General features: G+C 59.1%; 21 protein-coding genes. 11 read left to right on the top strand and 10 right to left on the bottom strand.

Annotated elements, in window-relative coordinates:
* Window positions 1-10 precede the first annotated feature (10 nt).
* The 7 genes from hemC (at window position 11) to ACTJKV_RS20335 (ending at window position 6,533) form a co-directional block, all read left to right on the top strand.
* Window positions 11-940 (top strand): hydroxymethylbilane synthase, encoded by a 930-nt coding sequence (gene hemC / locus ACTJKV_RS20365; RefSeq protein ID WP_274103408.1) that lies wholly within the window; start codon window positions 11-13, stop codon window positions 938-940.
* A 3-nt stretch (window positions 941-943) separates the two neighbouring features.
* The gene (locus ACTJKV_RS20360) at window positions 944-1,702 is read left to right on the top strand and encodes a uroporphyrinogen-III synthase (RefSeq protein ID WP_274103409.1); all 759 of its coding nucleotides are present in this window, start codon (window positions 944-946) and stop codon (window positions 1,700-1,702) included.
* A gap of 133 nt (window positions 1,703-1,835) precedes the next feature.
* Window positions 1,836-3,323 carry a hypothetical protein gene (locus ACTJKV_RS20355; protein WP_274103411.1) on the top strand — a complete coding sequence of 496 codons (1,488 nt, stop codon included), beginning with the start codon at window positions 1,836-1,838 and terminating at the stop codon, window positions 3,321-3,323.
* 3 nt (window positions 3,324-3,326) lie between these two features.
* Window positions 3,327-5,129: a heme biosynthesis protein HemY gene (locus tag ACTJKV_RS20350; RefSeq protein ID WP_274103413.1), complete on the top strand. Its 1,803-nt coding sequence runs from the start codon at window positions 3,327-3,329 to the stop codon at window positions 5,127-5,129.
* A gap of 27 nt (window positions 5,130-5,156) precedes the next feature.
* Complete coding sequence (locus tag ACTJKV_RS20345) at window positions 5,157-5,648, top strand: TerB family tellurite resistance protein (protein WP_062424904.1); 492 nt, start codon at window positions 5,157-5,159, stop codon at window positions 5,646-5,648.
* Between the two features lie 259 nt (window positions 5,649-5,907).
* Window positions 5,908-6,222 carry a YggT family protein gene (locus ACTJKV_RS20340; protein WP_062424905.1) on the top strand — a complete coding sequence of 105 codons (315 nt, stop codon included), beginning with the start codon at window positions 5,908-5,910 and terminating at the stop codon, window positions 6,220-6,222.
* Complete coding sequence (locus ACTJKV_RS20335) at window positions 6,219-6,533, top strand: DUF167 domain-containing protein (protein ID WP_274103415.1); 315 nt, start codon at window positions 6,219-6,221, stop codon at window positions 6,531-6,533. Before ACTJKV_RS20340 ends, ACTJKV_RS20335 begins: the two co-directional genes overlap by 4 nt.
* Window positions 6,534-6,535: 2 nt before the next feature.
* Here ACTJKV_RS20335 and ppa read toward each other — a convergent pair whose 3' ends face one another.
* From ppa to ACTJKV_RS20315, 4 genes are all read right to left on the bottom strand, one after another.
* Window positions 6,536-7,069, bottom strand: coding sequence for an inorganic diphosphatase (gene ppa, locus ACTJKV_RS20330; protein WP_062424907.1), 534 nt, complete (start codon window positions 7,067-7,069; stop codon window positions 6,536-6,538).
* A gap of 242 nt (window positions 7,070-7,311) precedes the next feature.
* Entirely contained in the window at window positions 7,312-7,818 is a 507-nt protein-coding gene (locus tag ACTJKV_RS20325; RefSeq protein ID WP_062597372.1) for a GNAT family N-acetyltransferase, read from the bottom strand.
* A 212-nt stretch (window positions 7,819-8,030) separates the two neighbouring features.
* Entirely contained in the window at window positions 8,031-9,851 is a 1,821-nt protein-coding gene (gene typA, locus ACTJKV_RS20320; protein WP_062424909.1) for a translational GTPase TypA, read from the bottom strand.
* Between the two features lie 270 nt (window positions 9,852-10,121).
* Complete coding sequence (locus ACTJKV_RS20315) at window positions 10,122-12,188, bottom strand: M3 family metallopeptidase (RefSeq protein ID WP_274103416.1); 2,067 nt, start codon at window positions 12,186-12,188, stop codon at window positions 10,122-10,124.
* 242 nt (window positions 12,189-12,430) lie between these two features.
* Between ACTJKV_RS20315 and ACTJKV_RS20310 the strand changes: the two genes are divergently transcribed.
* Window positions 12,431-12,898: a MarR family winged helix-turn-helix transcriptional regulator gene (locus tag ACTJKV_RS20310; protein ID WP_274103417.1), complete on the top strand. Its 468-nt coding sequence runs from the start codon at window positions 12,431-12,433 to the stop codon at window positions 12,896-12,898.
* 246 nt (window positions 12,899-13,144) lie between these two features.
* Here the strand turns inward: ACTJKV_RS20310 and ACTJKV_RS20305 are convergent, their stop codons facing one another.
* Window positions 13,145-14,368 (bottom strand): argininosuccinate synthase, encoded by a 1,224-nt coding sequence (locus tag ACTJKV_RS20305; RefSeq protein ID WP_062444382.1) that lies wholly within the window; start codon window positions 14,366-14,368, stop codon window positions 13,145-13,147.
* Between the two features lie 259 nt (window positions 14,369-14,627).
* Here ACTJKV_RS20305 and ACTJKV_RS20300 point away from each other — a divergent pair, with 259 nt between their 5' ends.
* On the top strand, window positions 14,628-15,482 hold the full coding sequence (locus ACTJKV_RS20300) for an SDR family NAD(P)-dependent oxidoreductase (RefSeq protein ID WP_274103419.1): 855 nt from the start codon (window positions 14,628-14,630) through the stop codon (window positions 15,480-15,482).
* 78 nt (window positions 15,483-15,560) lie between these two features.
* Entirely contained in the window at window positions 15,561-16,208 is a 648-nt protein-coding gene (locus tag ACTJKV_RS20295) for a LysE family translocator (RefSeq protein ID WP_113267556.1), read from the top strand.
* 242 nt (window positions 16,209-16,450) lie between these two features.
* Here the strand turns inward: ACTJKV_RS20295 and ACTJKV_RS20290 are convergent, their stop codons facing one another.
* From ACTJKV_RS20290 to ACTJKV_RS20275, 4 genes are all read right to left on the bottom strand, one after another.
* Window positions 16,451-17,410 (bottom strand): DUF3829 domain-containing protein, encoded by a 960-nt coding sequence (locus tag ACTJKV_RS20290; RefSeq protein ID WP_274103420.1) that lies wholly within the window; start codon window positions 17,408-17,410, stop codon window positions 16,451-16,453.
* 164 nt (window positions 17,411-17,574) lie between these two features.
* Entirely contained in the window at window positions 17,575-18,369 is a 795-nt protein-coding gene (locus ACTJKV_RS20285; RefSeq protein ID WP_274103421.1) for an ABC transporter ATP-binding protein, read from the bottom strand.
* On the bottom strand, window positions 18,366-19,247 hold the full coding sequence (locus ACTJKV_RS20280; RefSeq protein ID WP_274103422.1) for an ABC transporter permease: 882 nt from the start codon (window positions 19,245-19,247) through the stop codon (window positions 18,366-18,368). The genes ACTJKV_RS20285 and ACTJKV_RS20280 overlap by 4 nt, the downstream gene beginning before the upstream one ends.
* A gap of 167 nt (window positions 19,248-19,414) precedes the next feature.
* On the bottom strand, window positions 19,415-20,368 hold the full coding sequence (locus tag ACTJKV_RS20275; RefSeq protein WP_274103424.1) for an ABC transporter substrate-binding protein: 954 nt from the start codon (window positions 20,366-20,368) through the stop codon (window positions 19,415-19,417).
* Between the two features lie 473 nt (window positions 20,369-20,841).
* Between ACTJKV_RS20275 and ACTJKV_RS20270 the strand changes: the two genes are divergently transcribed.
* A complete protein-coding gene (locus ACTJKV_RS20270; protein WP_274103425.1) occupies window positions 20,842-21,924 on the top strand; it encodes a M48 family metalloprotease in 1,083 nt (360 codons plus the stop codon).
* Between the two features lie 128 nt (window positions 21,925-22,052).
* On the opposite strand, the gene rlmN is transcribed toward ACTJKV_RS20270, so the two are convergent.
* Window positions 22,053-23,225 carry a 23S rRNA (adenine(2503)-C(2))-methyltransferase RlmN gene (gene rlmN, locus ACTJKV_RS20265; protein WP_113273198.1) on the bottom strand — a complete coding sequence of 391 codons (1,173 nt, stop codon included), beginning with the start codon at window positions 23,223-23,225 and terminating at the stop codon, window positions 22,053-22,055.
* Window positions 23,226-23,406: the final 181 nt, after the last annotated feature.

The following is a 23,406-nucleotide window of genomic DNA, read 5'->3' as shown; positions in this document are numbered from 1 at the left end:
ATAGATGCCGATGCAAACAAAACCTTTCCGAATAGGCACGCGCGGTAGCCCGCTGGCACTGGCACAGGCGTTCGAAACACGCGACCGGCTGGCGGCGGCCCATGACCTGGCCCCGGAGATGTTCGAAATCGTGCCGCTCGCGACCAAGGGCGACCGCATGACCGACCGCCCCCTGTCCGAAATCGGCGGCAAGGGCCTGTTCACCGAAGAGCTGGAAGCGCAATTGCTGTCCGGCGATCTCGACTTTGCCGTTCACTCGTCCAAGGACATGGCAACCAAGCTGCCCGACGGGCTGGAGCTGCGCGCCTTTCTGCCGCGCGAAGATGTGCGCGATGCCTTTATCGGCAGAACGGCACCTCGCCTTCTGGAGCTGCCGCACGGCGCCATCGTAGGCTCTGCCTCGCTTCGCCGTCAGGCGCTCATCCGTCGCCTGCGCCCGGACCTTGAGGTCATCATCTTCCGTGGTCTGGTCGATACGAGACTGCGCAAGCTGGCGGAAGGCCAGGCGGATGCCACCCTGCTTGCCTTTGCCGGGCTGAAACGGCTGAACAAGGACGACGTTCCGACCGAACTGCTGGACCCGAGGGCATTCCCCCCTGCCCCCGCGCAAGGCGCCATCGGCATCGAATGTCGCATTGGCGATAGCCGGATTCAGGATCTGCTCTCCGCCATCAATGACGGGCCGACCTATGATGCGGTGATGTGCGAACGCGCCTTCCTAGCCGCGCTCGACGGCTCCTGTCGCACGCCGATTGCGGGGCTTGCCACCTGTCATGGGGAGGATCTGCACTTTCATGGCGTCATCCTCACACCGGATGGGCAGACCGAACATGCCGTCGAGATTTCCGGCAAGCTCGCCGATGCCGAAACGCTCGGCCGCCAGGCCGGCGAAAAGGTGCGGCACGCCGCCGGTCCCGGCTTCTTCGAAAGCTGGACCTGAGCCATGCGCGTCGTCGTGACCCGTCCGATGCGTTCGGGGCAGAAGACGGCGACGCTGTTGCGCGAGCGCGGCCACGAACCCATCCTGATGCCGCTGACCGAGGCGGTCCACAAGGCGCAAGCCGCAAGGGAGGCGCTGACGCGCCAACCTGACGCTCTCGCCGTCACCAGCGCAGAAGCCCTTCGCGCCCTGGACACATCCGGCATCGATCTGTCCGGCCATCTCGGCCGCCCGCTTTTCGCCGTTGGCGCGGCAACTGCTCAGGCCGCACGCGAGTGCGGCTTTAAGACCGTCATTACCGGTGAGGGAGATGGCGCGGCACTCGCCCGTCTGGTGAAGACGACACTGGCGCCCGACACGCAAGCATCATCGGCGAAAAGCCTTGCTGCACACGTGCTCTATCTTGCCGGACGGCCCCGTGAGGGCGGTTTCGAAAACATGCTCGCAGAAAGCGCGATCACGCTGGATATCGCCGAGATTTACGAAATGCAGCCGGTCTTGTGGGAAGGGCCAGCCTTGCGCGCCCTCATCGACATCCCGCCGGATGCGGTTCTCCTCTATTCCCGCGAGACCGCGCGGATCTTCTTTGACCTTGTCCAGGCCCATGATCTGGCGCCCCTTCTGCACACCAGCCGCTTCATCTGCATCAGCGAAAAGGTTCTGGACGTCGTTCCGACACCGCATCGCAGTCGCGCATGTGCAAGCGCCACGCCAAGCGAACACGCAATGTTGCAGCTTCTGGACAGGGGCGCTGGAACCTAATTCCCTTTCGCCTCTTTCCTTTGCCACCATCACTGACTAGGTTTGGGGCGTGGCGACATGCGATCCCGTCTTCCCGAAAGGTGGTACGTCGCCACCGCGACCGAGGAATAGACACGACTAGAATGAGGTTGTCATGGTATCCGGAAAGCCGCCACGCCACTCCAAATCCAAGACCGAGCCGGTCACGATCGATCTGGACGCCAAGGACGTGACGGATGTCAGCGCCACCAAGCCATCCACGCCTGCGGATACGACGGCGACAAGCGCGCCAAGTGACGCGAAGCCGGTGACGGAACCGAGCACCACCGAACCTGTCAAGCCAGCGACCGGCGTGGCGGACGGCGCAAAAGCCGAAAACCCGAAGCCGATCTGGGATCAGCCAACCAAATCGCCGATCGAGCCGGAGCCGAATGTCGGAAAACCGCAGGACGCATCCGGCAAAGACGAAGGCCCAGCGAAGACGGACGCGACGGTGAAGCAGGAGCCACCGAAAGCCGCAGCGGCATCCGCCTCCACCGGCACCACATCGTCTGCTGCATCGAGCAGCGCTGCCGATAGCGCCAAAACAACATCAAGCACCTTCGGGAAGGACGCCCCAAAGAGCGAACCCTTCAAGCCGCAGACGACGGCATCCACATCCTCCAGCGCATCGTCGGCCAGCAAGCCTTCGGCCGCCACCACGTCGACATCGCGGGATGCGAAGCCGCAAGGCAATTCCGGCCTGATTGCCGCCGGCATTGTCGGCGGCCTGATCGCGCTTCTGGCCGCAGGCAGCATGCAATATGCCGGCGTCCTGCCGTCTAGTTCAGCCGATAGCGGTTCGTCGACGGAACTGGCCGCGTTGAAATCTCAGGTCGCCAGCCTGCAGCAGCAGATCGCAGAAGTACCAAAAGGACAGACCGCCGACACGTCTGCGCTAGAGCAGCGCCTTGCCGCACTGGAAAGCTCCACCGCATCCGGCGGCGACGCCAGCGCGAAGATCTCGCAGCTTGAGACCACGGTTTCGACCTTGCAGTCCGAGCGCGCCGCAGAAGACCAGAAGATCGCGTCGCTGACACAGCGGCTTGACGCGGCAGAAACCAAGATCAACGAGCCTCGGGACGATGTCGAAGTGGCGCGCGCCATTGCCTCGGCAGCCCTCAAGGCGGCGATCGATCGCGGCGGTCCTTTCCTCACCGAACTCGACACGCTCTCCAAGGTCACGCCCGACGATCCGGCGATCCAGTCGCTGCGCCCCTTTGCCAATACCGGCGTGCCGACGCGCGCGGAACTGGTGCGTCGTTTCCCTGATGTGGCCAATGCCATGCTGACGGCCCTTCGCCCGACCGACCCGAATGAAGGCATTTTCGACAGGCTGGCCAACAGCGCCATGTCGCTGGTCAAGGTGCGCCCTGTCGGCAATGTCGAGGGCGAAGGCGACGATGCCAAGATCGCCCGCATGGAAGACAAGCTGCAGAATGGCGACCTGAAGGGTGCGGCCCTTGAATGGGATGCTCTTCCCGAAGCCGCCAAGACGGCATCGGCCGATTACAAGAAGTCGCTGGACGCACGCATTCAGGTAGAGGATCTCGTCAACAGCACATTGAACCGCGCCGTCAGCAGCACAGGCCAGCAGGGGTAAGACATGACCAGAATCGTTAGCTTCGTCGTCATCGTCCTTCTCATCGCCGTCGGCTTCGCCTGGCTGGCGGATCGTCCGGGCGTTCTGTCGCTGGAATGGCAGGGGCAGCTGATACAGATGAGCATGATGGTGGCGGCCTCCATGGTTGCCGCCCTCATCGCAGCCATTATGATCTTGTGGTGGATGATCAGCACGCTGTGGAACTCCCCACATGCCGCACGCCGCTACTTCCGCGCCCGTAAGCGCGACCGCGGCTATCAGGCACTGTCGACCGGCCTGATCGCTGCCGGTGCTGGCAATGCCCTGCTGGCCCGCAAGATGACCGCGAGAACACAGGGTCTGCTCAGCGCCGATCAGGAGCCCTTGATCCATCTGCTGGAAGCCCAGGCCGATCTCATCGAAGGCAAGTATGACGCCGCGCGCCGCAAATTCGAGGCAATGGCAAATGACCCGGAGACGCGTGAACTTGGTCTTCGCGGCCTCTATATCGAGGCTCGCCGCCAGGGCGCGCATGAAGCTGCTCTGCAGTATGCCGAGGATGCGGCGAAAAACGCACCCTATCTGCCTTGGGCCGCGCAAGCGACGCTGGAAAGCAAATGCCGCAGTGGCGAGTGGGACGATGCGATCCGCCTGCTCGACCAGCAGAAGGCCGCCCATGTCATTGAGCGTGGCGAAGCCGAGCGCCTGAAGGCCGTGCTTCTGACCGCGAAGGCGGAAGAGAAGTTCGAGATCGACCCGAAGGGTGCGCGCGACGACGCAAAAGCTGCGCTGAAACTGTCGAAGGCGCTCGTTCCGGCAGCGCTCGTCGCCGCCAAGTCCTATCTCCGCGAAGACAATCTGCGCAAGGCGGCCGCCATTCTGGAACCCGTCTGGAAGGCTGAGCCGCACCCACAGATCGCCGAGCTTTATGTTCGCGCCCGCAGCGGCGATACGGCGATCGACCGGCTGAAGCGCGCCGAGCGTCTGGAGAGCCTGAAGCCAAACAACATCGAATCGCTCTTTGCCGTGGCGCAGGCAGCATTGGCCGCGCAGGATTTCGCCAAGGCGAGAGCCAAGGCGCAGGCCGCCGCCCGTATCGCCCCCCGCGAAAGCGTCTTCCTGCTGCTGGCTGATATCGAGGAGGCCGAGACCGGCGACCAGGGCCGTGTGCGTCACTGGATGGCGCAGGCGCTGCGCGCGCCGCGCGACCCGGCCTGGGTGGCAGACGGCATCGTTTCGGAAAAATGGCATCCGGTCTCGCCGGTCTCCGGCCGTCTGGATGCCTTTGAATGGAAGGCGCCCTTCGGCCAGCTGGAGGGCCCGGTGGAAGATGTGAGCGTCGATAGCGCGCTCGCCTCTCTTCCAGACGTCGCGCAGCCGGAAATTCGTGAGCGCATCATCGAAATCCCGGTTCCAGTAAAGGCAGAGCCGGTGAAAACCGAGTCGAAGCCACACGTCGATACGAAAGTTGAGCCCAAAGCCGAGACGAGGACCACGGTTCATCCCGTTGTCGAAACGCGAAAGCCCAAGGTCCAATCGGGTGAACCAGCAAAGGTCACGCCCTCGGCGAAAGCGGAGGAAGTCGTTCCCTTCTTCGGCGGCGCGCCGGACGACCCCGGCGTGAAGAAAGCAGAGGGCGCCCCTCTTGCCGAACCCGCAAAGCCCGTGGCCCCGGCGAGCCAGACATCCAAGGCCGCTGCGCCAAAAACCACAGTGATCGAAAAAAGCGGCGAAGCCGTTCCTTTCTTCGGCGGTTTGCCGGATGATCCGGGTGTGAAGAAACCCTCTGCCCCCGCGGACGAAAAAAATCGCCTCAATCTGTTTTAAGGCAGCCTTTAACGCTCAAGGAGAGCCATGCTCGACCGTATCCAGACCTTCTTCCAAAGCCTGACGAGTGGCGACACGTCTCGCGATTTTCCGCCCGACGACCTGCGCGTCGCCATCGCCGCCCTTTGCTTTCAGGTGATGGAAGCGGACGGAACGGTGTCCAAGGTGGAGCGTGAGCGCCTGCGCGAATTGCTGCAGGAGCATTATGACCTCAGTTCCGGCAAGCTGGATGCGCTGATGGATGCGGGGCAGGAAGCCGGCAAGGAGGCGGTGGATTACTACCGCTTCACCACCGACATTCGCCGCCACCTGAACGAACAGGAACGCGTCGAACTCATCGGCATTCTCTGGGACATCGTCTACGCAGACGGTGAGCGCAACGAGATGGAAGACAACGTCATCTGGCGAATCGCCGAGCTTCTTGGCGTCTCCGTGCGCGACCGCGTGCTGCAGCGCCAGCAGGTGGCAAGCCACAAGCACCTTGAAGGTCATGATGAGGCCGACGCAGACGCGATCTAAGCCGCGTCGAGCGACGGTGTAGAGCAGTTTTGCGACGAAGACGCGCGGCAGGCTGGAGTGGCAAAGCGGAGGAAGCTGGCATGAGAGATCCAGTCACGCTTTCGGTGCAGCAAAAGCCGAGATTGGTCTTCGGCTTTTTACCCACCTTGGAAAGAGGCCGCTAAGACAACACACTTTCTAAACGCGCACTTCCGTGTGACGGTACTTGTCGGCTCATGTGGTAATGTCTAAATGTCTGCCAACAACATAGGAGACATTGATGGTAGGCATTATCGACGCGGTGATTACAATCATATTATTGGCGTTGCAAATCTACTGGTGGATCTTGATCGCCAGCGCCATTTTCTCATGGCTCTACGCATTCAATGTCATCAACTCCTCCAATCAGTTCGTAAACGCGATCGGCAACTTCCTGTATCAGGCTACCGAGCCGGTTCTGCGCCCCATCCGCCGGATTCTTCCGAACATGGGTGGCATCGATCTTTCGCCGCTCGTGGTGCTGCTTGGCATTGTCTTCCTTCAGATGATCATCGCGAATCCGATCAGACCTTTCCTGATCTCGCTCTTCATTTGACGCTCCAGCCCTGGAAGATCGCCGGTCGGCAGATTGAGCTGAGATTGAGGCTCACGCCCTCAGGTGGGCGTGATGCCATCGATGGGGTGGAGAAGGATGCCGAAGGGCTGCCCTATCTCAAAGCCCGCGTCACCGCCGTGCCGGAAGACGGCAAGGCAAACAAGGCGCTGATTGCGCTTCTGTCTAAGACGCTGAAGATCCCAAAGTCATCGATCAGTTTCGTGTCCGGGGAAACATCGCGCAAAAAAATCCTCCGGCTCGATGGCGAACCGGAGGATCTTTTAGGTAAGCTTGAAAAGGTGATTGGCTGAGATCAGCCCTGCGCCTTGTAGCGTTCGACGGCTTCGAGGATCAGCTTCTTGGCAACGTCGACATCCTGCCAGCCGCCCATCTTCACCCACTTGCCGGGTTCCAGATCCTTGTAGTGCTCAAAGAAGTGCTCGATCTGCTTCAGCGTGATGTCCGGCAGGTCGGTGTAGTTTTTGACCTTGTCGTAACGCTGCGTCAGTTTGGGAGCCGGAACTGCGAGGATCTTTTCGTCCTTGCCGCCATCGTCTTCCATGATCATCACGCCGATCGGGCGCACATTGATGACGCAGCCAGGCACCAGCGGGCGGGTATTGCAGATCAACACATCGATCGGGTCGCCATCTTCCGACAGCGTGTGCGGCACGAAGCCGTAATTGCCCGGATAGGTCATCGGCGTGTAGAGGAAGCGATCGACGATCAGTGCGCCAGCATCCTTGTCCATCTCGTACTTGATAGGATGGCCGCCGACCGGCACTTCAACGATCACATTGACGTCTTCAGGCGGGTTCTTGCCGACGGAGATTGCATCAATACGCATACTCTTTCCTTATTTCGGTGAGTTGAGATTGATCCTCGATACTGGGAAAGGCAGCGCTTTGCAACATCGCCCGCCGCAACCTTTGCGCTTTTGTCGAACCAAGAATGGGCTGAGCTTAAAGGTTTGAGAGCGCTACAAGAAACGACGGGCGAGAAGTTTTAACAGGTGCCCTGGCGGCATCACGGGATCGGGCCAATCGTGATACTTGCGTCAATGCGCACATGACGCGGCTTGAAGAACAGTCAGCGCCAGGCAAAACCGATCTTGCGCAGCTGCTTGTCGGCGAAGTCTTCCATGCCTTCGGCAATATCCTTGCCGCCATGCGAGCGGAAGAAGCGGCTGGCGACATCGCTGTCCTCGAGGCACCATGCCACAACGCCGTTGCAGCCGAGCGACTTCAACAGGCGGCGTCCTTCCTTGAAAAGAACGGTCCCAAGGCCGATGCCCTGATATTCCGGACGCAGATAAAGCTCGTAGATCTCGCCATCATAGGGAAGACCGCGAGCACGGTTGAGGCCAAGCGTCGTGTAGCCTGCCACCACACCCGCCACTTCGACCACCAACAGCGTGGCGGAACCACGGGCAGCACGGCGCCACCAGTCCTCGTCGCGACGATCCAGCATCTGCCAGAGCGGCTTGTGGGGAATAAGTCCTGCATAGGCCTGCTCCCAGGACAGCCGATGCGTCTCTGCAATAGCGGCAGCGTCTTCCGGTTCAGCCCGGCGCACATCGATGGATAACGTTTTCATAACGCGATTCTGGCCCCGGCCATGAAAACTTACCAGCCATAAAGGTTAACGGCGGGAAGCTTACCCACAGCCTAATCATGTGGACGATGGAGAAAAGATTAACGCTTTTTTTACCATTGAGACAAGCGGGCTTGATTCGCGCGGGCAAAGAAAAACCCGGCCTGAGGCGCGCTCAAGCCGGGTTCTTGGAAACATGATTAATGGCAGGGCGATCAGCCGGCCATCTTGGCCTTTTCGAAGCGCTTGCGATCGTTCGGATCGAGGTAGAGCTTGCGCAGACGAAGCGACTTCGGCGTCACTTCCATCAGCTCGTCGTCCTGGATCCAGGAAAGCGCGCGGTCGAGCGTCATGCGGATCGGCGGCGTCAGCTTCACGGCTTCATCCTTGCCGGCGGCGCGGATGTTGGTGAGCTGCTTGCCCTTCAGCACGTTGACTTCGAGATCGTTGTCGCGGGTGTGAATGCCGATGATCATACCAGCATAAACCTTTTCGCCCGGCTCGATGATCATCGGGCCACGGTCTTCCAGGTTGAACATGGCGTAGGCGACAGCTTCGCCCGAACCGTTCGACAGCAGAACGCCGTTGACGCGGCCCGCGATCTGACCCTTGAAGGGCTGATAATCGTGGAACAGGCGGTTCATGATGGCCGTACCGCGCGTGTCGGTCAGCAGTTCCGACTGGTAGCCGATCAGGCCACGGGTCGGCGCATAGAACTTCAGACGAACGCGGTTGCCACCGGAAGGACGAAGCTCGGCCATTTCAGCCTTGCGCTCGGACATCTTCTGAACGACGACACCGGAATGCTCTTCATCGACGTCGATGACGACTTCTTCGATCGGCTCCAGCAGGGTGCCGTTCTCATCCTTGTGCATCACGACGCGCGGACGCGACACGGCAAGCTCGAAGCCTTCGCGACGCATGGTTTCGATCAGAACCGCAAGCTGCAATTCGCCACGGCCGGACACGAAGAACGAGTCCTTGCCTTCGGCTTCTTCGATCTTCAGCGCAACGTTGCCTTCGGCTTCCTTGAGCAGACGGTCGCGAATGACGCGGCTCGTGACCTTGTCGCCTTCGGTGCCAGCCAGCGGGCTGTCATTGACGATGAAGGACATGGTGACGGTCGGCGGATCGATCGGCTGTGCGGTCATGGCTTCAGTGACCGAAGGATCGCAGAACGTGTCGGCGACGGTGCCCTTGGAAAGGCCAGCGATAGCGACGATGTCGCCTGCATGGGCTTCTTCGATCGCGGTGCGCTCGATACCACGGAAAGCGAGGATCTTCGAAATACGGCCGGTTTCGATGGTCTTGCCATCCTGGCCCAGAACCTTGACGGCCTGGTTCGGCTTGATCGAGCCGGACGCGATACGGCCAGTGATGATACGGCCGAGGAAGTTGTTGGCCTCAAGGATCGTGCCGATCATGCGGAACGGACCTTCTTCGACCGTAGGCTCAGGCACGTGCTCGAGAACCAGATCGAGCAGCGGTGCAAGACCCTGGTCCTTCGGACCTTCCGGGTTGACGTTCATCCAGCCATCACGACCGGAGCCGTACAGGATCGGGAAGTCCAGCTGCTCGTCGGTCGCGTCGAGATTGGCGAAAAGGTCGAAGACTTCGTTGATGACTTCTTCGTGGCGGCCATCCGGGCGGTCGATCTTGTTGATCGCGACGATCGGGCGAAGACCAACCTTCAGCGCCTTGGAGACGACGAACTTCGTCTGCGGCATTGGGCCTTCGGAGCTGTCGACCAGAACGATCGCACCGTCCACCATGGAGAGGATACGCTCGACTTCACCACCGAAGTCGGCGTGGCCGGGGGTGTCGACGATGTTGATACGAACACCCTTCCACTCAACCGAGGTCGCCTTGGCGAGAATGGTGATGCCGCGTTCCTTTTCCAGATCGTTGCTATCCATAACACGCTCGGCAACGCGCTGGTTGTCGCGGAACGAACCAGACTGCTTCAGAAGCTCGTCAACAAGTGTCGTTTTTCCATGGTCAACGTGCGCGATGATCGCGATGTTGCGAAGGGCCATATGATTAAATCTCTGAGGTTGGGGCGCTGATCGTATGGGATGCGCCAATTTAGTTTGGCGGGCTCATAACCTTTTTTTTGCAAATGCGAAAGGGGGGCCTGTGACATAAGGCCCTTGCGAAAACGCCGTATCAGAGATGTGTGACAGGTTTTTGCGCGCTTTTAAGGTTGAAGCGGGTGCGATCGTTCAGATTCGCTCTTCCCGCCCTCACCCTTTCTTTGACAGCATATCAGCGTCGCAGGACGGCTTCACGCTTCTGCGCGGCATGCGTTACGCAGCGACCAGTCCGCGCTTCTTCAGCATGGCCTCCGGGCTCGGCATCTTGCCGCGGAAGGCCTTGTAGGTCACTTCCGGATCGACCGCGCCGCCAACGGAATAGACATTATCGAGAAGCTTGCGCGCCGTTTCCGGATCGAAAGGATTGCCCGTCTCCTCGAAAGCCTCGAAGGCGTCGGCATCCAGCACTTCCGACCACATGTAGGAATAGTAGCCGGCAGAATAGCCGTCACCGGAAAATACGTGCTGAAAGTGCGGCGTGGCGTGGCGCATGGTGATCGACTTCGGCATGTTGAGCGAAGTCAGCACCTCTGCCTGCACCGCCATCGGATCCTCCACCGTGCCACGGGTGTGGAACGCCATATCGACCAGCGCCGAGGAGGTGAACTCTACCGTGTTGAAGCCGGCATTGAAGGTCTGGGCCGCAAGCACCTTGTCCAGCAGCGCCTTCGGCATGGGCTCGCCGGTCTCGTAATGCAGCGCATAGGTCTCGAGAATTTCCGGCACGGTCAGCCAGTGTTCGTAAAGCTGCGAGGGCAGTTCAACGAAGTCGCGCGAAACGCCGGTACCGGAAACGGACGGATAGGTGACGTTCGACATCATGCCATGCAGCGCGTGGCCGAACTCGTGGAACAGCGTGCGCGCATCATCGAGCGACAGGAGTGCTGGCTTGCCGGCTGATGGCTTTGCGAAGTTGCAGACATTGTAGATGATCGGCAGTTCACCGACCGTGCCGTTCTTCAGCGGCAGCTTGTGCTGCGACTGGAAGGAGCTCATCCAAGCGCCCGAGCGCTTGGAGGGCCGGGCGAAATAGTCGCCGAGGAACATAGCCTTCAGCTCGCCATTGGCGTCACGGATTTCGAAGGTACGGACATCGGGGTGGTAGGCCTTGACGTCTTTCAGTTCGACGGCATGGATGCCGAAGAGGCGTGTCGCCACGTCGAAGCAGGCCTCGATGATCTTTTCCAGCTGCAGATAGGGCTTCAGCTCGGTTTCGGAGAAATTGAAGCGCTTTGCTCTGAGCTTCTCCGCATAATGGCGCCAGTCCCAGGGCATGACCTCGTGGTTTTTGCCTTCGTCGGTAATGATCGTGGCAAGCTCGGCTTCCTCTTCGCCAGCGCGCGCGACGGCCTTTTCCCAGACCTGGGTCAAGAGACCGTTCACTGCATCCGGCGTCTTCGCCATCGTGTCGTCCAGCTTGTAGGCCGCGAAGCTCTCATAGCCCAAGAGCCTTGCCTTTTCTTCGCGCAGCGCCAGCGTCTTCCTGACGATCTCGCGATTGTCGGTCTCGCCACCATTTTCACCGCGAGCCACCCAGGCCTTGAAGGCCTGTTCGCGCAGATCGCGGCGCTCGGAAAAGGTGAGGAAGGGCTCGATGATCGAGCGCGACAGCGTCACTGCAAACTTGTCCTCCTCGCCATGCTCCTTGGCGGCACCCGCCATGGCATCGCGCAGGAAGCCCGGAATGCCGGCAAGTTCCTCATCAGAAGACAGCAGCAGCTTCCAGTTCTTTTCATCCGCAAGTACGTTCTGGCCGAAGTTTGCGCCAAGACCTGCCAGCTCCTCGTTGATGGCGGCAAGACGCTCCTGCTCGGGTTTGGGCAGTTTCGCGCCGGCGCGCACGAAGCCCTTCCAGTGGCGCTCCAGGACCCGCAGTTCCTCATGGGTCAGTCCCAGCGTCTCGCGCTTGTCCCACAGCGTATCGATGCGCTTGAACAGCGCCTCATTCATGCCGATGCGCGAATAGTGGCGCGACATTTTTGGCGCGATCTCGCGTTCCAGCGCCTGGATTTGCGGGTTTGTATGGGCGCCCGCCTTGTTCCAGAACAGCGCCGAGACGCGCGACAACTCGTCGCCAGCGATTTCGAGCGCAATCACCGTATTGGCGAAGCTCGGCGCTTCGCTGTTGCCGGCAATGGCATCGATCTCTGCATCATGGGCGGCAAGGGCCGCATCGAACGCACCGGCAAAATCCTCATCCTTGACGGCATCGAAACGCGGCAGTCCGTTTTTCCCGTTCCAGTCGGTTAGAGCGGAATAATACGCGATCGTCGATGTCATGGTGATGTCCTCATGCAGATGTGATTGTCAGCCATATGGGCATGCTGACGGCAAGCTTTCAATATCAGACCGCAAGAAGGGCAACGGCAACGGCCCTAAAAATCGGCGTCGATTCCGCAAAAGCACGATGCGTGGATGTCAAAGACATGGAGCGTGCGGAACACTTTCTTCTTCCATCCGATTGCATGGAAAGACAGAAGTTGTCACAACGTAGAATAGTTCTAGTGAAAAGCACCCATTTGATGACATCCAATCCCGAACGAGAACCGCTGGCCTTTCTGCTCAATAGCAGCGCCCGTTTTCTCAACAGCGTGTTCGAACGGCGTATTGCCAATGCAGGCCTTGGGCTGACGCCCGGCGAGGCCCGCGCGCTGCTGACCGTTGCTGCCATCGACGGTGCCAAGCAGGCGGACATTGCCGCTCGCATCGGTCTCGAACCGATGACGGTCTGCACCTATCTCGACAAGCTGGAATCGCTTGCCCTCGTGGAGCGCCGCCCCAACCCGGACGACCGCCGGTCGAAGTGCATCTACTTGACGGAAAGCTCGACGCAGATGCTGAAATCGGTGCGCGAGGAGGTGGATGGCCTGATGGCGCAGGCGACCGAAGGTTTGGGCAGGGAAGACATCGAGCGCTTCCATGCGCTGCTCTCCGTCTTGCAGAAGAACCTCCACACCGCGGCGATGGATAAGAACCGGACAGAAGGCTGAGCCGGGAGCAATAAAAAGCCCCGCGCAAAACGGGGCTTCCATGCGTGAGGTGATCTCGTCCTCCGCCTCTGGTCGTCCTCGGGCTTGACCCGAGGATCCAAGTTTTCCAATGGCGTCAACGGTTTATGGATCCTCGGCTCAAAGCCGAGGATGACGGCCGAGAGGCTTTACGCCCTCTAAGCCAAGTTGGTTGAGAGACCTGAGCCCCGGCAAAAGCGGAGGCTCAGGACGGCCCTTGCGGACCTCTTACTTGCCGAGGTTACGCTTTGCGAGCGTACGCAGACGCAGCGCGTTCAGCTTGATGAAGCCGGCGGCATCCTTCTGGTCGTAGGCGCCCTGGTCGTCTTCGAAGGTGACGAGCTTGTCGGAATAGAGCGACTTCGCGCTCTCGCGACCGGTGACCATGACATTGCCCTTGTAGAGCTTCAGGGTCACTTCGCCTTCCACATGCTCCTGGCTCTTGTCGATCAGGGCCTGCAGCATTTCGCGCTCCGGCGAGAACCAGAAGCCGTAATAGATCAGCTCGGCGTAACGCGGCATCAGCTCATCCTTAAGGTGTGCTGCACCGCGGTCGAGCGTGATGGATTCGATGGCGCGGTGCGCTGCAAGCAGGATCGTGCCGCCGGGGGTTTCGTAGACGCCACGGCTCTTCATGCCGACGAAGCGGTTTTCCACGAGGTCGAGACGGCCAATGCCATTGTCGCGGCCATAATCGTTGAGCGTCTGCAGAAGGGTTGCAGGCGACATTTCAACACCGTTGATCGAGCAGGCATCGCCCTTGCGGAAACCGACCTTGATGACGGTTGCCTTGTCGGGTGCAGCTTCCGGGGAAATGGTGCGCATATGCACATATTCCGGGGCTTCCTGCGCCGGGTCTTCCAGAACCTTGCCCTCGGACGAGGAGTGCAGCAGGTTGGCGTCGACGGAGAACGGCGCTTCGCCCTTCTTGTCCTTGGCAACCGGGATCTGGTGCTGTTCGGCGAAGTTCAGGAGATCCGTACGGCTCTTGAAGGTCCAGTCGCGCCACGGTGCGATGATCTTGATATCCGGATTCAAGGCGTAAGCGGAAAGCTCGAAACGCACTTGGTCGTTGCCCTTGCCGGTCGCACCATGGGCAATGGCGTCAGCACCGGTTTTCTTGGCAATCTCGATCAGGTGCTTGGAAATCAGCGGGCGGGCAATCGACGTGCCGAGCAGATAGACGCCTTCATAGACGGCGTTGGCGCGGAACATCGGGAATACGAAATCACGAACGAATTCCTCGCGGACATCCTCGATGAAGATTTCCTTGATGCCGAGCATCTCGGCCTTCTTGCGCGCCGGCTCCAGCTCCTCGCCCTGGCCGAGATCGGCGGTGAAGGTGACGACTTCCGCGCCGAGTTCGGTCTGCAGCCACTTCAGGATGATCGAGGTATCGAGACCGCCGGAATAGGCGAGAACGACTTTCTTAACGTCTTTCGGGAGTGCCATTCGTGAAATCCATTTGCATAACCGGCGATCGCTTCAAGCCTCGCCTTTCCTTGGGATTGCGGCACTTTTAGCGAGTTTATCGGTCGGCGCAAGAGATAATGAAAACGGATCGGACCTGGGAACGCTTTGCTTGCCGGATGACTTGTCACGTGACTGAGACGAGAAAAGCGATAGATTTCAAAAGGCGCGCCAAAAGGCGTCTGGTTGCATGGGATGCCACTGCCGTTTGATGAGGACGGCCCTGGAGAAGGAGAAACCAATGTCGACATTTCACCCCGCATTCCAACAGGATAATGTTGCCGTCATCACCGGAGCCGCCTCCGGCATAGGTCTTGCAGCGGCAAAACAATGTGCCGGTTTCGGCATGAGCGTCGTGCTGGTCGATCTGGACGGTGAGAAATTGCGAGCGGCAGAACGTGACATTGCCGCCACGGTTGAGGATGGCGCGGCGAAGATCGTCGCCATCCCGACGGATGTCTCCAAGCTCGATGAACTCGAGGCACTCGAACGAGCGGTGATTCAGCGCTTTGGCCGCGTCCATCTGCTGATGAACAATGCCGGCATCCAGCCGGGCAGCGTCCTTTTCGGCCCCCAAGTCAACTGGGACAGGGTGATCGGCGTCAACCTTATGGGCGTCATCAACGGCGCCCGCGTATTCGGTGGGGGCATGGTCGCCCATGGAGAGCCGGGCCTCATCATCAACACCGGCTCGAAACAGGGCATCACCACGCCACCCGGGGATCCGGCCTATAACGTATCGAAAGCGGGCGTGAAGGCGTTCACCGAAGCGCTTCAACATGAGCTGCGCACTTCAAACACCGGCGCGATTTCAGCGCATCTCCTGATTCCCGGCTTCGTCTTCACCGGTCTTACCGCGGGCGAGCGCACGGAAAAGCCGGATGGCGCATGGACGCCGGAGCAGACGGTGGACTTCATGCTGGAGAGCATTGGGCGCGGCGATTTCTACATTCTCTGCCCCGACAACGAGGTGGATAGAAAGACCGACGAGAAGCGCATTCTCTGGGCTGCCAACGACATTGTCCAGAACAGACCACCGCTGTCGCGCTGGCATGGCGATTATGCCGAGCACTTCAAGACGTTTTTGAATAGCTGACGCAATACGAAGAGGAATTGGCAGGCTCACGAAACGGCGTTATGAGTATGCAGCAACCCCGTTTTGGATGGTATCACCGTGGACTTCATTCCGAGCCTGCCAACCCTGATTGCCTTCACCGTCGCCATCCTGGTTCTGGCGGTGACGCCCGGTCCGGACATGACGCTCTGGATCAGCCGCTCCCTGCGCGAGGGCCGCAAGGCAGGCTTCATGACGCTCGTGGGCACCAATCTCGGTATCACCGTCCATACGCTGCTGGTCGCCTTTGGCGTGGCAGCGCTGATCGTCGCTTCGCCGACAGCCTTCATGATCTTGAAGACGGGCGGTGCTGCCTATCTCGTCTGGCTCGCCATCCAGGCCATCCGCCACGGCTCAAACTTCGTGATGGAGCGCCCGAAGGAACAGAAGGCCGGCGCGTCGATGACGTCTGCTCTGGTCAACGGGCTGTGGGTTAACCTGCTCAATCCAAAGGTCATCATCTTCTTCATGACCTTCCTGCCTCAATTCGTCACAGCCTCCGATCCGCACGTGACAGGCAAGCTGATCTTCCTCGGTCTCTGGTCGATCATCGTCGCCCTGCCGATCGGCATCGGAATCGTGGTGGCTGCAGACTCGCTCTCCGACTGGCTGCAGCGCAATCGCAAGGTTCTTCGCGGCCTGGATTACACCATCGCTGGCGTCTTCTCGCTCTTCGCCGTCAAGATTTTCCTGACGCAGGCAAAGTAAGGCGAGAGCTGTCCAAAGCGTTTCGCGATCTTTCAGATCTGCTCACAAGCTCTGGATCCTTGTTTTATCGCATGTCGTTATCGCAACCGTTGCACATTTTTGCGTGGACCATACTGCCGCCTTGCCAGACGGAGCCGCAACGTCGTGGGGTCTGGCTTTTCAATACCGTTTGTAAGTCATCGTAGTACATTGATCTCAGCCTCGAGGGCGAGGATGAGGGTGAGCTTACAAGTCAGCGCCCATCAGCACCTGTTGCCGTTAAATGAACTGATCAGCCAGCTATAGTTCATGTTCAACTGACGGCCATCCGTGTAAACGGGATCTTGGATGGTGTTGACGTAGCGAGGATCAATTTCAACACTGTAATCGCCCTTTTCCGCTCTTTGCACGGCTGTGCGTGCGCCAGCAATGAAGGTGTTGATAGCGCTCATCGTGGCGGGACATCCCTTCGCATCGCTGGACCGAAGTTTCTTGTCCCATGCCACCGACACATCACTCAGGCGGTTAAGGCTGGCTTTCGTATCATCGCGGAGATTGGCGTCACCAGGTGCTGCGAACATGGCAGTCAGTTTGGAGACTGTGTCCTTTGAAAACAAAATGATCCCTGCTCGATCACGCTCCACACTATCCGGCGCAGCCTCGTCATAGGCTTTGCGCGCCAAATCGTAATCGTGCTTCTGCATACTATTGAAGAAGGCCTCCTCTGCCGCCGCTACCTTCTTCAGGGCATCCACAAAGGCTGGGTCCTTCTCACGTGCGGTCTTGCCGCCATCTGCGAGATACCCTTTGGATTGCGCATAATTCGCAAGGTCAGTGTTGATCGGCTCGAAACCGGCCAGAGCATCGGCATAAGACTTCGCTGCAGGATCGATATCTGCAAACGTCGCCTCCTTGACGAACGCCTCATTCAGCGCAGACTTAACCTTGGTAACGTCTATGGGGCTTGCGACGGAGTAATTCTGGAGCGGTTTGTCGCCAGCCAAGGCACGAGCATATGTCTGAACGTGGCTTTGCAGAACTTGGTTAAAGCTCACCGCCAGCGAATTGGCTGCCTTGACATAAGCGTTGTATTTGGAAACCGCCGCCTGGTCTGCCGCTGGGGCGACAACACCCTTATTTTCATTATCCTTGTCGTTGCAACCGGTCAGAAGAATTGCAAAAGCGGCGGCGAGTGCGGCGAAAAGACTTTTTCTGAAAAACATCATTTCTCCATGACTGTGACATTCGACCTGAAACGAACATGACAGGACATCCAGTCCCTCGTGAGGGATTGGATGCGGTAGAAATGGTGCAGCGGTCGTGAAGTTCCAGCGTGGTCTTGTTGCCCGCATTTTAACGGTGACAGGAGCATAGCCCGTCCTGTGCATCACCCGATGAGCAATTCATCATCATCGAGAGTCTGACCACGGATCTTGCGGAACATCTCGATCAGATCTTCCACCTGGAGACCCTTGCGGCTTTCGCCGGAGACATCGAGCACGATTTCACCGGCATGCAGCATGATGGTGCGGTCGCCATAATCCAGCGCCTGGCGCATGGAGTGCGTCACCATGAGCGTGGTGAGCTTGCGCTCCTCCACCACCTTGCGGGTCAGTTCCATGACGAATTCGGCCATGCCCGGATCGAGCGCTGCGGTATGTTCATCCAGCAGCAGAACATCGGATCCGGCAAGCGTTGCCATGACCAGCGAGACCGCCTGGCGCTGGCCACCGGAGAGAAGATCCATGCGGTCCTTCAACCGGTTTTCCAGCCCAAGGCCAAGCGAGGCGATGCGGTCCTGGAAGAAGGCACGACGGCCGCCGCCAAGCGCCGGAAGCAGACCGCGCACCTTGCCGCGTGCAGCCGCGAGCGCCAGATTTTCCTCAATGGTCAGCGCACCGCAGCTTCCGGCCAACGGATCCTGAAACACACGCGCCACCTGGCCCGCACGGCTGGCGGTCGGCTTGCGTGTGACGTCCACGCCGCTGATCGTCACCTTGCCAGCACTCGGCAGCACGTCGCCCGCCAGAACGCCGAGAAGCGTCGACTTGCCAGCACCGTTCGAGCCGATCACGGTGACGAAGGAGCCGTTTTCGATGGTGAGATTGAGCTTGGAGAGCGCCTGCTTTTGCAGGGGCGTTCCCTTGCCGAAGATGACCTGAATATCCGACAGCGAAATCATGATGCGGCTCCTCCACGGCGCAGGCGCGGCAGGATGAGGGCGACGGCAACCAGAACGGCGGTAACGAAATTAAGGTCGGAGGCCTTGAGGCCCAGCGCATCGCTGGAGAGCGCCAGCTGGATGGCCAGCCGATAGGCAATAGAGCCGAAGACGCAGCCGATCAACGCGATCAGAATGCCGCGAGAGCCGAACAGCGTTTCGCCGATGATGACGGCGGCAAGCCCGACAACGATGGTGCCGACACCCGATGTCACATCGGCAAAGCCGTTGGTCTGGGCAAACAGCGCCCCGCCCAGCGCAACGAGCGCATTGGAAAGCGCCATGCCGAGATAGATCTGGTTGCCGGTCTTTACCCCTTGAGCGCGGGCCATGCGGGCATTCGCGCCAGTGGCGCGCATGGCAAGACCTGCATCGCTTTCCAGAAAGCGCCACACGAGGATGACAGCAACGATAACCAGCAGGCCGACGAAGAGCGGCCGCACCAGATAATCGGATATGCCAAGACCATAGAAGGGCTCGATGACCGTTTCCTGATTGAGAAGCGCGACATTCGGCTTGCCCATGACGCGCAGATTGACTGAGAACAGCGCAATCATCGTCAGGATCGAGGCCAGAAGATTGAGGATCTTGAAGCGGACATTCAAAAGTGCTGTGACCATACCAGCGCCAGCACCGGCGATCATCGCAACGCCTGTTGCAAGCCATGGATTGAGACCGGCAATGATCAGCACCGCCGCCACGGCAGCGCCGAGCGGAAAAGAACCATCAACGGTCAGATCGGGAAAATCGAGCACGCGAAAGGCGAGATAAACACCGATCGCGACAAAGGCGAAGACCAGCCCCAGTTCGACGGCACCCCAGAAGGCGATTTGGCTCACGACAGAAGTCCTTGGGTTTTTCGACCGGGCGTTTCGCCGGGCCGATAGAGCAAGAGTGCCGCTGAAGCGCGGCACTCTCGATTGGAAGTGATGTATCTCGGTGATCCGGCCTTGTGTGGACGAAACGACATAAACAATGTCAATCGCGCGAGGCGGACGACGAGACCTTACTCGATCACCTTCGTAGCGCGCTTCACGACGCTCTCAGGGAAGGTCACGCCAATCTTTTCAGCGGCTTTCTTGTTGAGAACGAGGTCGGTGCCGACAGCTGTGGTTGCCGCAATATCACCAGGCTTCTCACCCTTCAGGATACGCACGACGACAGCACCCGTCTGCTTGCCCACATCGAAATAGTTGAAGCCGAGCGCTGCGATAGCGCCACGTGCCACGGAATCCGTATCGGCAGCAAAGAGCGGGATCTTCGCCTCAGCCGCGACACCGGCAGCCGCCTCGAAGGCGGAAACGATAGTGTTGTCGGTCGGAACGTAGATTACATCCGTCTTGCCGACCAATGCGCGGGTCGCGCCCTGAACTTCGGAGGACTTGGTGGCGACGGATTCGACAACCGTCAGACCGGCCTTTGCAGCGGCTTCCTTCAACAGAGCGAGCGTCGAGACAGAGTTGGCCTCGGCCGAGTTGTAGATGTAGCCTATCGTCTTTGCCGACGGTGCAATTTCCTTGACCAGAGCCAGATGCTCGTTGACGGGAAGCGCGTCCGAAAGACCGGTGACGTTGCGACCGGGCTTTTCCATCGACTTGATCAGTTGCGCGCCGACGGGGTCGGAAACGGCGGTGAAGACGACTGGAATATCGCGCGTTGCGGCAACGACGGCCTGAGCCGAAGGCGTGGATATCGGCACGATGACATTCGGAGCGTCGCCAACGAACTGACGGGCGATCTGTGCGGCGGTACCTGGGTTACCCTGCGCGGACTGGTAGACGAACTTCAGGTTTTCGCCTTCCTTATAGCCAGCTTCGGCAAGCGCGGCCTTCACACCATCACGTGCGGCATCGAGGGCCGGATGTTCGACGATGGCAGTCACGGCAACGGTCACGTCTTCCGCTTTGGCAGGTAGGACGAGAGCCGTGGCGGCGGCGAGCGCCAGAATAAGTGCGCGCATAGGGTATTCCTCCGATTATTTTGCTTTTCCCGCTCTCTTTAAGAAAGGGTTAAGCCGAAATCAATCGCGCGGGAGAGATCGGAGCGATCAAATATTTGATTGGGTGGAGGGGTAAGGTTCAATCAAAAGCTGCTGAGGTCTGTAAGTCCGTCGAAAAATGGAACGAAACTGCCGATCCTCTACTCGCAAATGCGGTCCATACCGCGCAAGCCTGATACTCTGAAGCCGGAAGCGCACGACCGCTTGACGTAAAACAAGTTTTCCGCGGTCGCGATGGAGGTTTGTTCTCGCAATAAGCACTCAAACCTGCCGCAAACAGGACGCCTTACGCCTTTGTCGGCATGCACTATCCTGGATAGATCACCAAAGTCACAGGAATGAGGGTCTTGAGACGGTGGATGGGAAATGTCATCGGAATGTTCAGGAAACCATCCTGCGCGATTGGTGGCGTCAGCCTTTGAGTGAGACTTGATTTGGCAAAGATTATTCTGGCTGCCGGTCGCCGTTTCGGGCGATTTACCTTACTGTTTCTGATCGCGCTGCTGGCGCTCATCATGAGTCTGTTGTTCTTTTTGCTGGATCAGCACTTCATTTGGCTTTTTGCTCTGATCGGCTTTGCCTTGTGGACGGTAGACATCACGATCGCTCTGTTGAAGGGCATATTCTTTACAAATCTATCGCGTGAAAAGGTCAATGGGATCAGTCGAGCCCAAGCCCCTGGACTATGGTCCATGTGGGAAGCTGTCGCCGGAAAGGCCACAGCCAGGAAAACCGCGATTACATTGAGTGACGCGATGAATGCGGGCGTCAGGATGCATCGTACTCTGCTCGGATTGCGCCGCCATTACGAGTTGATAGTCGGCATTCCTTTGCTGGCAGTCACAGATAAAGAAGCGATGTTCGCCATTCTGATGCATGAGAATGGTCACGTGCTGAACGAGGATGTGAACGGAAAGCTCCGTCTGGCAGAACTCGAAGAAAGCCTCAACATCGTCTTCGACTTCGCTTCACCGGAGAAATCAATCACCGGACACCTGCTCTACTCCTTATGGAAAACACTCTCACCATCATTTGAGCTTGAGAAGATGCGCCTATCTCGAGACGCCGAGATTAAGGCCGATCTTGAAGCGGCGAATGGTGGTCACGGCGAAGAGGCCGCTCGCGCCCTGCTTCTGGTCGATGCGTCCGCCATATTTCTGGAGCAAACATTTTACGAGTCGTTGCGGAAAGAACGCACGGATACAATGCCAACTGTCATTTCGCCCACGAAACGCCTTTTGAACGCGGTGTCTATGCTCAATATGAGTGAGCTGTTAAACATCTATGCGCGCCACGCATGGTCGATGGAGGTTGACGAACTGTCCTCTCATCCCTCCTGTGCTCAACGCCTTTCAGCGCTGGGCTATGCCGAACGGTTTACCATAGAACCAGTGGCAATCTCAGCACTTGCCCTCTTGGAAGACGATTTTGCCAAGCAAATGTTTGCTAAGCTGGATGAGTTATGGACGAACCCCGTGCCGAGCAAGCTGCAATCGTCAGCGGAACATACCGGATAAGGTAAAAGCTGCCGGAGGCAGCGGGAGATGATCTGGCTTCAGGCGTGACGTCGGAAAGAGCGTCGCCACAGACCCGTACCGGAGAAGCTCAAGACTGAAGCTGCTCTCGGAGCGACGACACCGTAGAATCAGTCGTCAGCCCCGTGATTGGCAATCATCATCGCTTCAAACGCCAGGCGCTCGGTCTTGCGCATGCGTTCGGATTCCGACTTCAGCTGGCCGCAGGCTGCCAAAATATCGCGGCCACGCGGGGTGCGGATCGGTGAGGCGTAGCCGGCCTGATTGATGAAGTCGGCGAACTTCTCGATTTGCGCCCAGTCCGAGCACTGATAATTGGTGCCGGGCCATGGGTTGAAGGGGATGAGATTGATCTTGGCCGGAACGCCCTTGAGAAGCTGGGTCAGCATCTTGGCATCTTCCAGGCTGTCATTGACGTCCTTCAGCATCACATATTCGAAGGTGATGCGGCGCGCATTCGAGAGACCCGGATAGTTGCGGCAGGCGTCGATCAGCTCCTTCAGCGGATACTTCTTGTTGATCGGCACCAGCATGTCGCGCAGCTCGTCGCGCACGGCATGCAGGGAGATCGCCAGCATCACGCCGATTTCGTCGCCGGTGCGGAAGATTTCCGGCACGACGCCGGAGGTGGAGAGCGTGACGCGGCGCTTGGAGAGTGACAGACCGTCACCGTCGGTTGCGATCAGGAGTGCGGTCTTCACATGCTCGAAATTATAGAGCGGCTCGCCCATACCCATCATCACGATGTTGGACACCTTGCGGCCTTCGCTCGGCACATAGGCCCCGACCGGCGTCGAGCCATCCGGGAAATCACCCAGACGATCGCGGGCGAGCAGAAGCTGCGAGAGAATTTCTTCCGCCGTCAGGTTGCGCACCAGCCGCTGTGTGCCGGTGTGGCAGAAGGAACAGGTGAGCGAACAGCCGACCTGGCTGGAGATGCAAAGTGTCCCGCGGCCTTCTTCAGGAATATAAACGGTCTCGATTTCCACCGGGCGACCGGCGCCACGCGGGGGAAAGCGCATCAGCCACTTGCGCGTGCCGTCATTGGAGATCTGCTCTTCGACGATTTCCGGCCGCGCGATGGTGAACTTCGCCTTCAGCGTCTCGCGAAGCTCCTTGGCGACATTGGTCATGTTGTCGAAATCGGAGACGCCGCGCACATAGAGCCAGTTCCACAACTGGCTGACGCGCATCTTGACCTGCTTTTGCGGCACGCCGATCTCCATCAGCGCATCCGCCATCTCGTCGCGCGTCATGCCGATCAGCGACGGCTTGTCCGACATGAGGTCGCTGTTGGCGACCAGAGGCGCCTTGACTGCAAGACCGGGTGTAGCTTCCAAAGTGGACATCGTCCTATCCCATCATCCAATGCACGAGCGAAACCGACCAGTCGAAACGGCGGAACGTCATCTGCATGTCGAGAAAATCCAAAAGCGCGGCGATCACCTGGTGTCGCCAGCATTC

The organism is Agrobacterium sp. 22117, from assembly GCF_052045735.1.
GTDB lineage: Bacteria > Pseudomonadota > Alphaproteobacteria > Rhizobiales > Rhizobiaceae > Agrobacterium > Agrobacterium cavarae.
The sequence above is the reverse complement of the archived record's forward strand: the minus strand, read 5'-3'. Positions and strand labels throughout refer to the sequence as shown.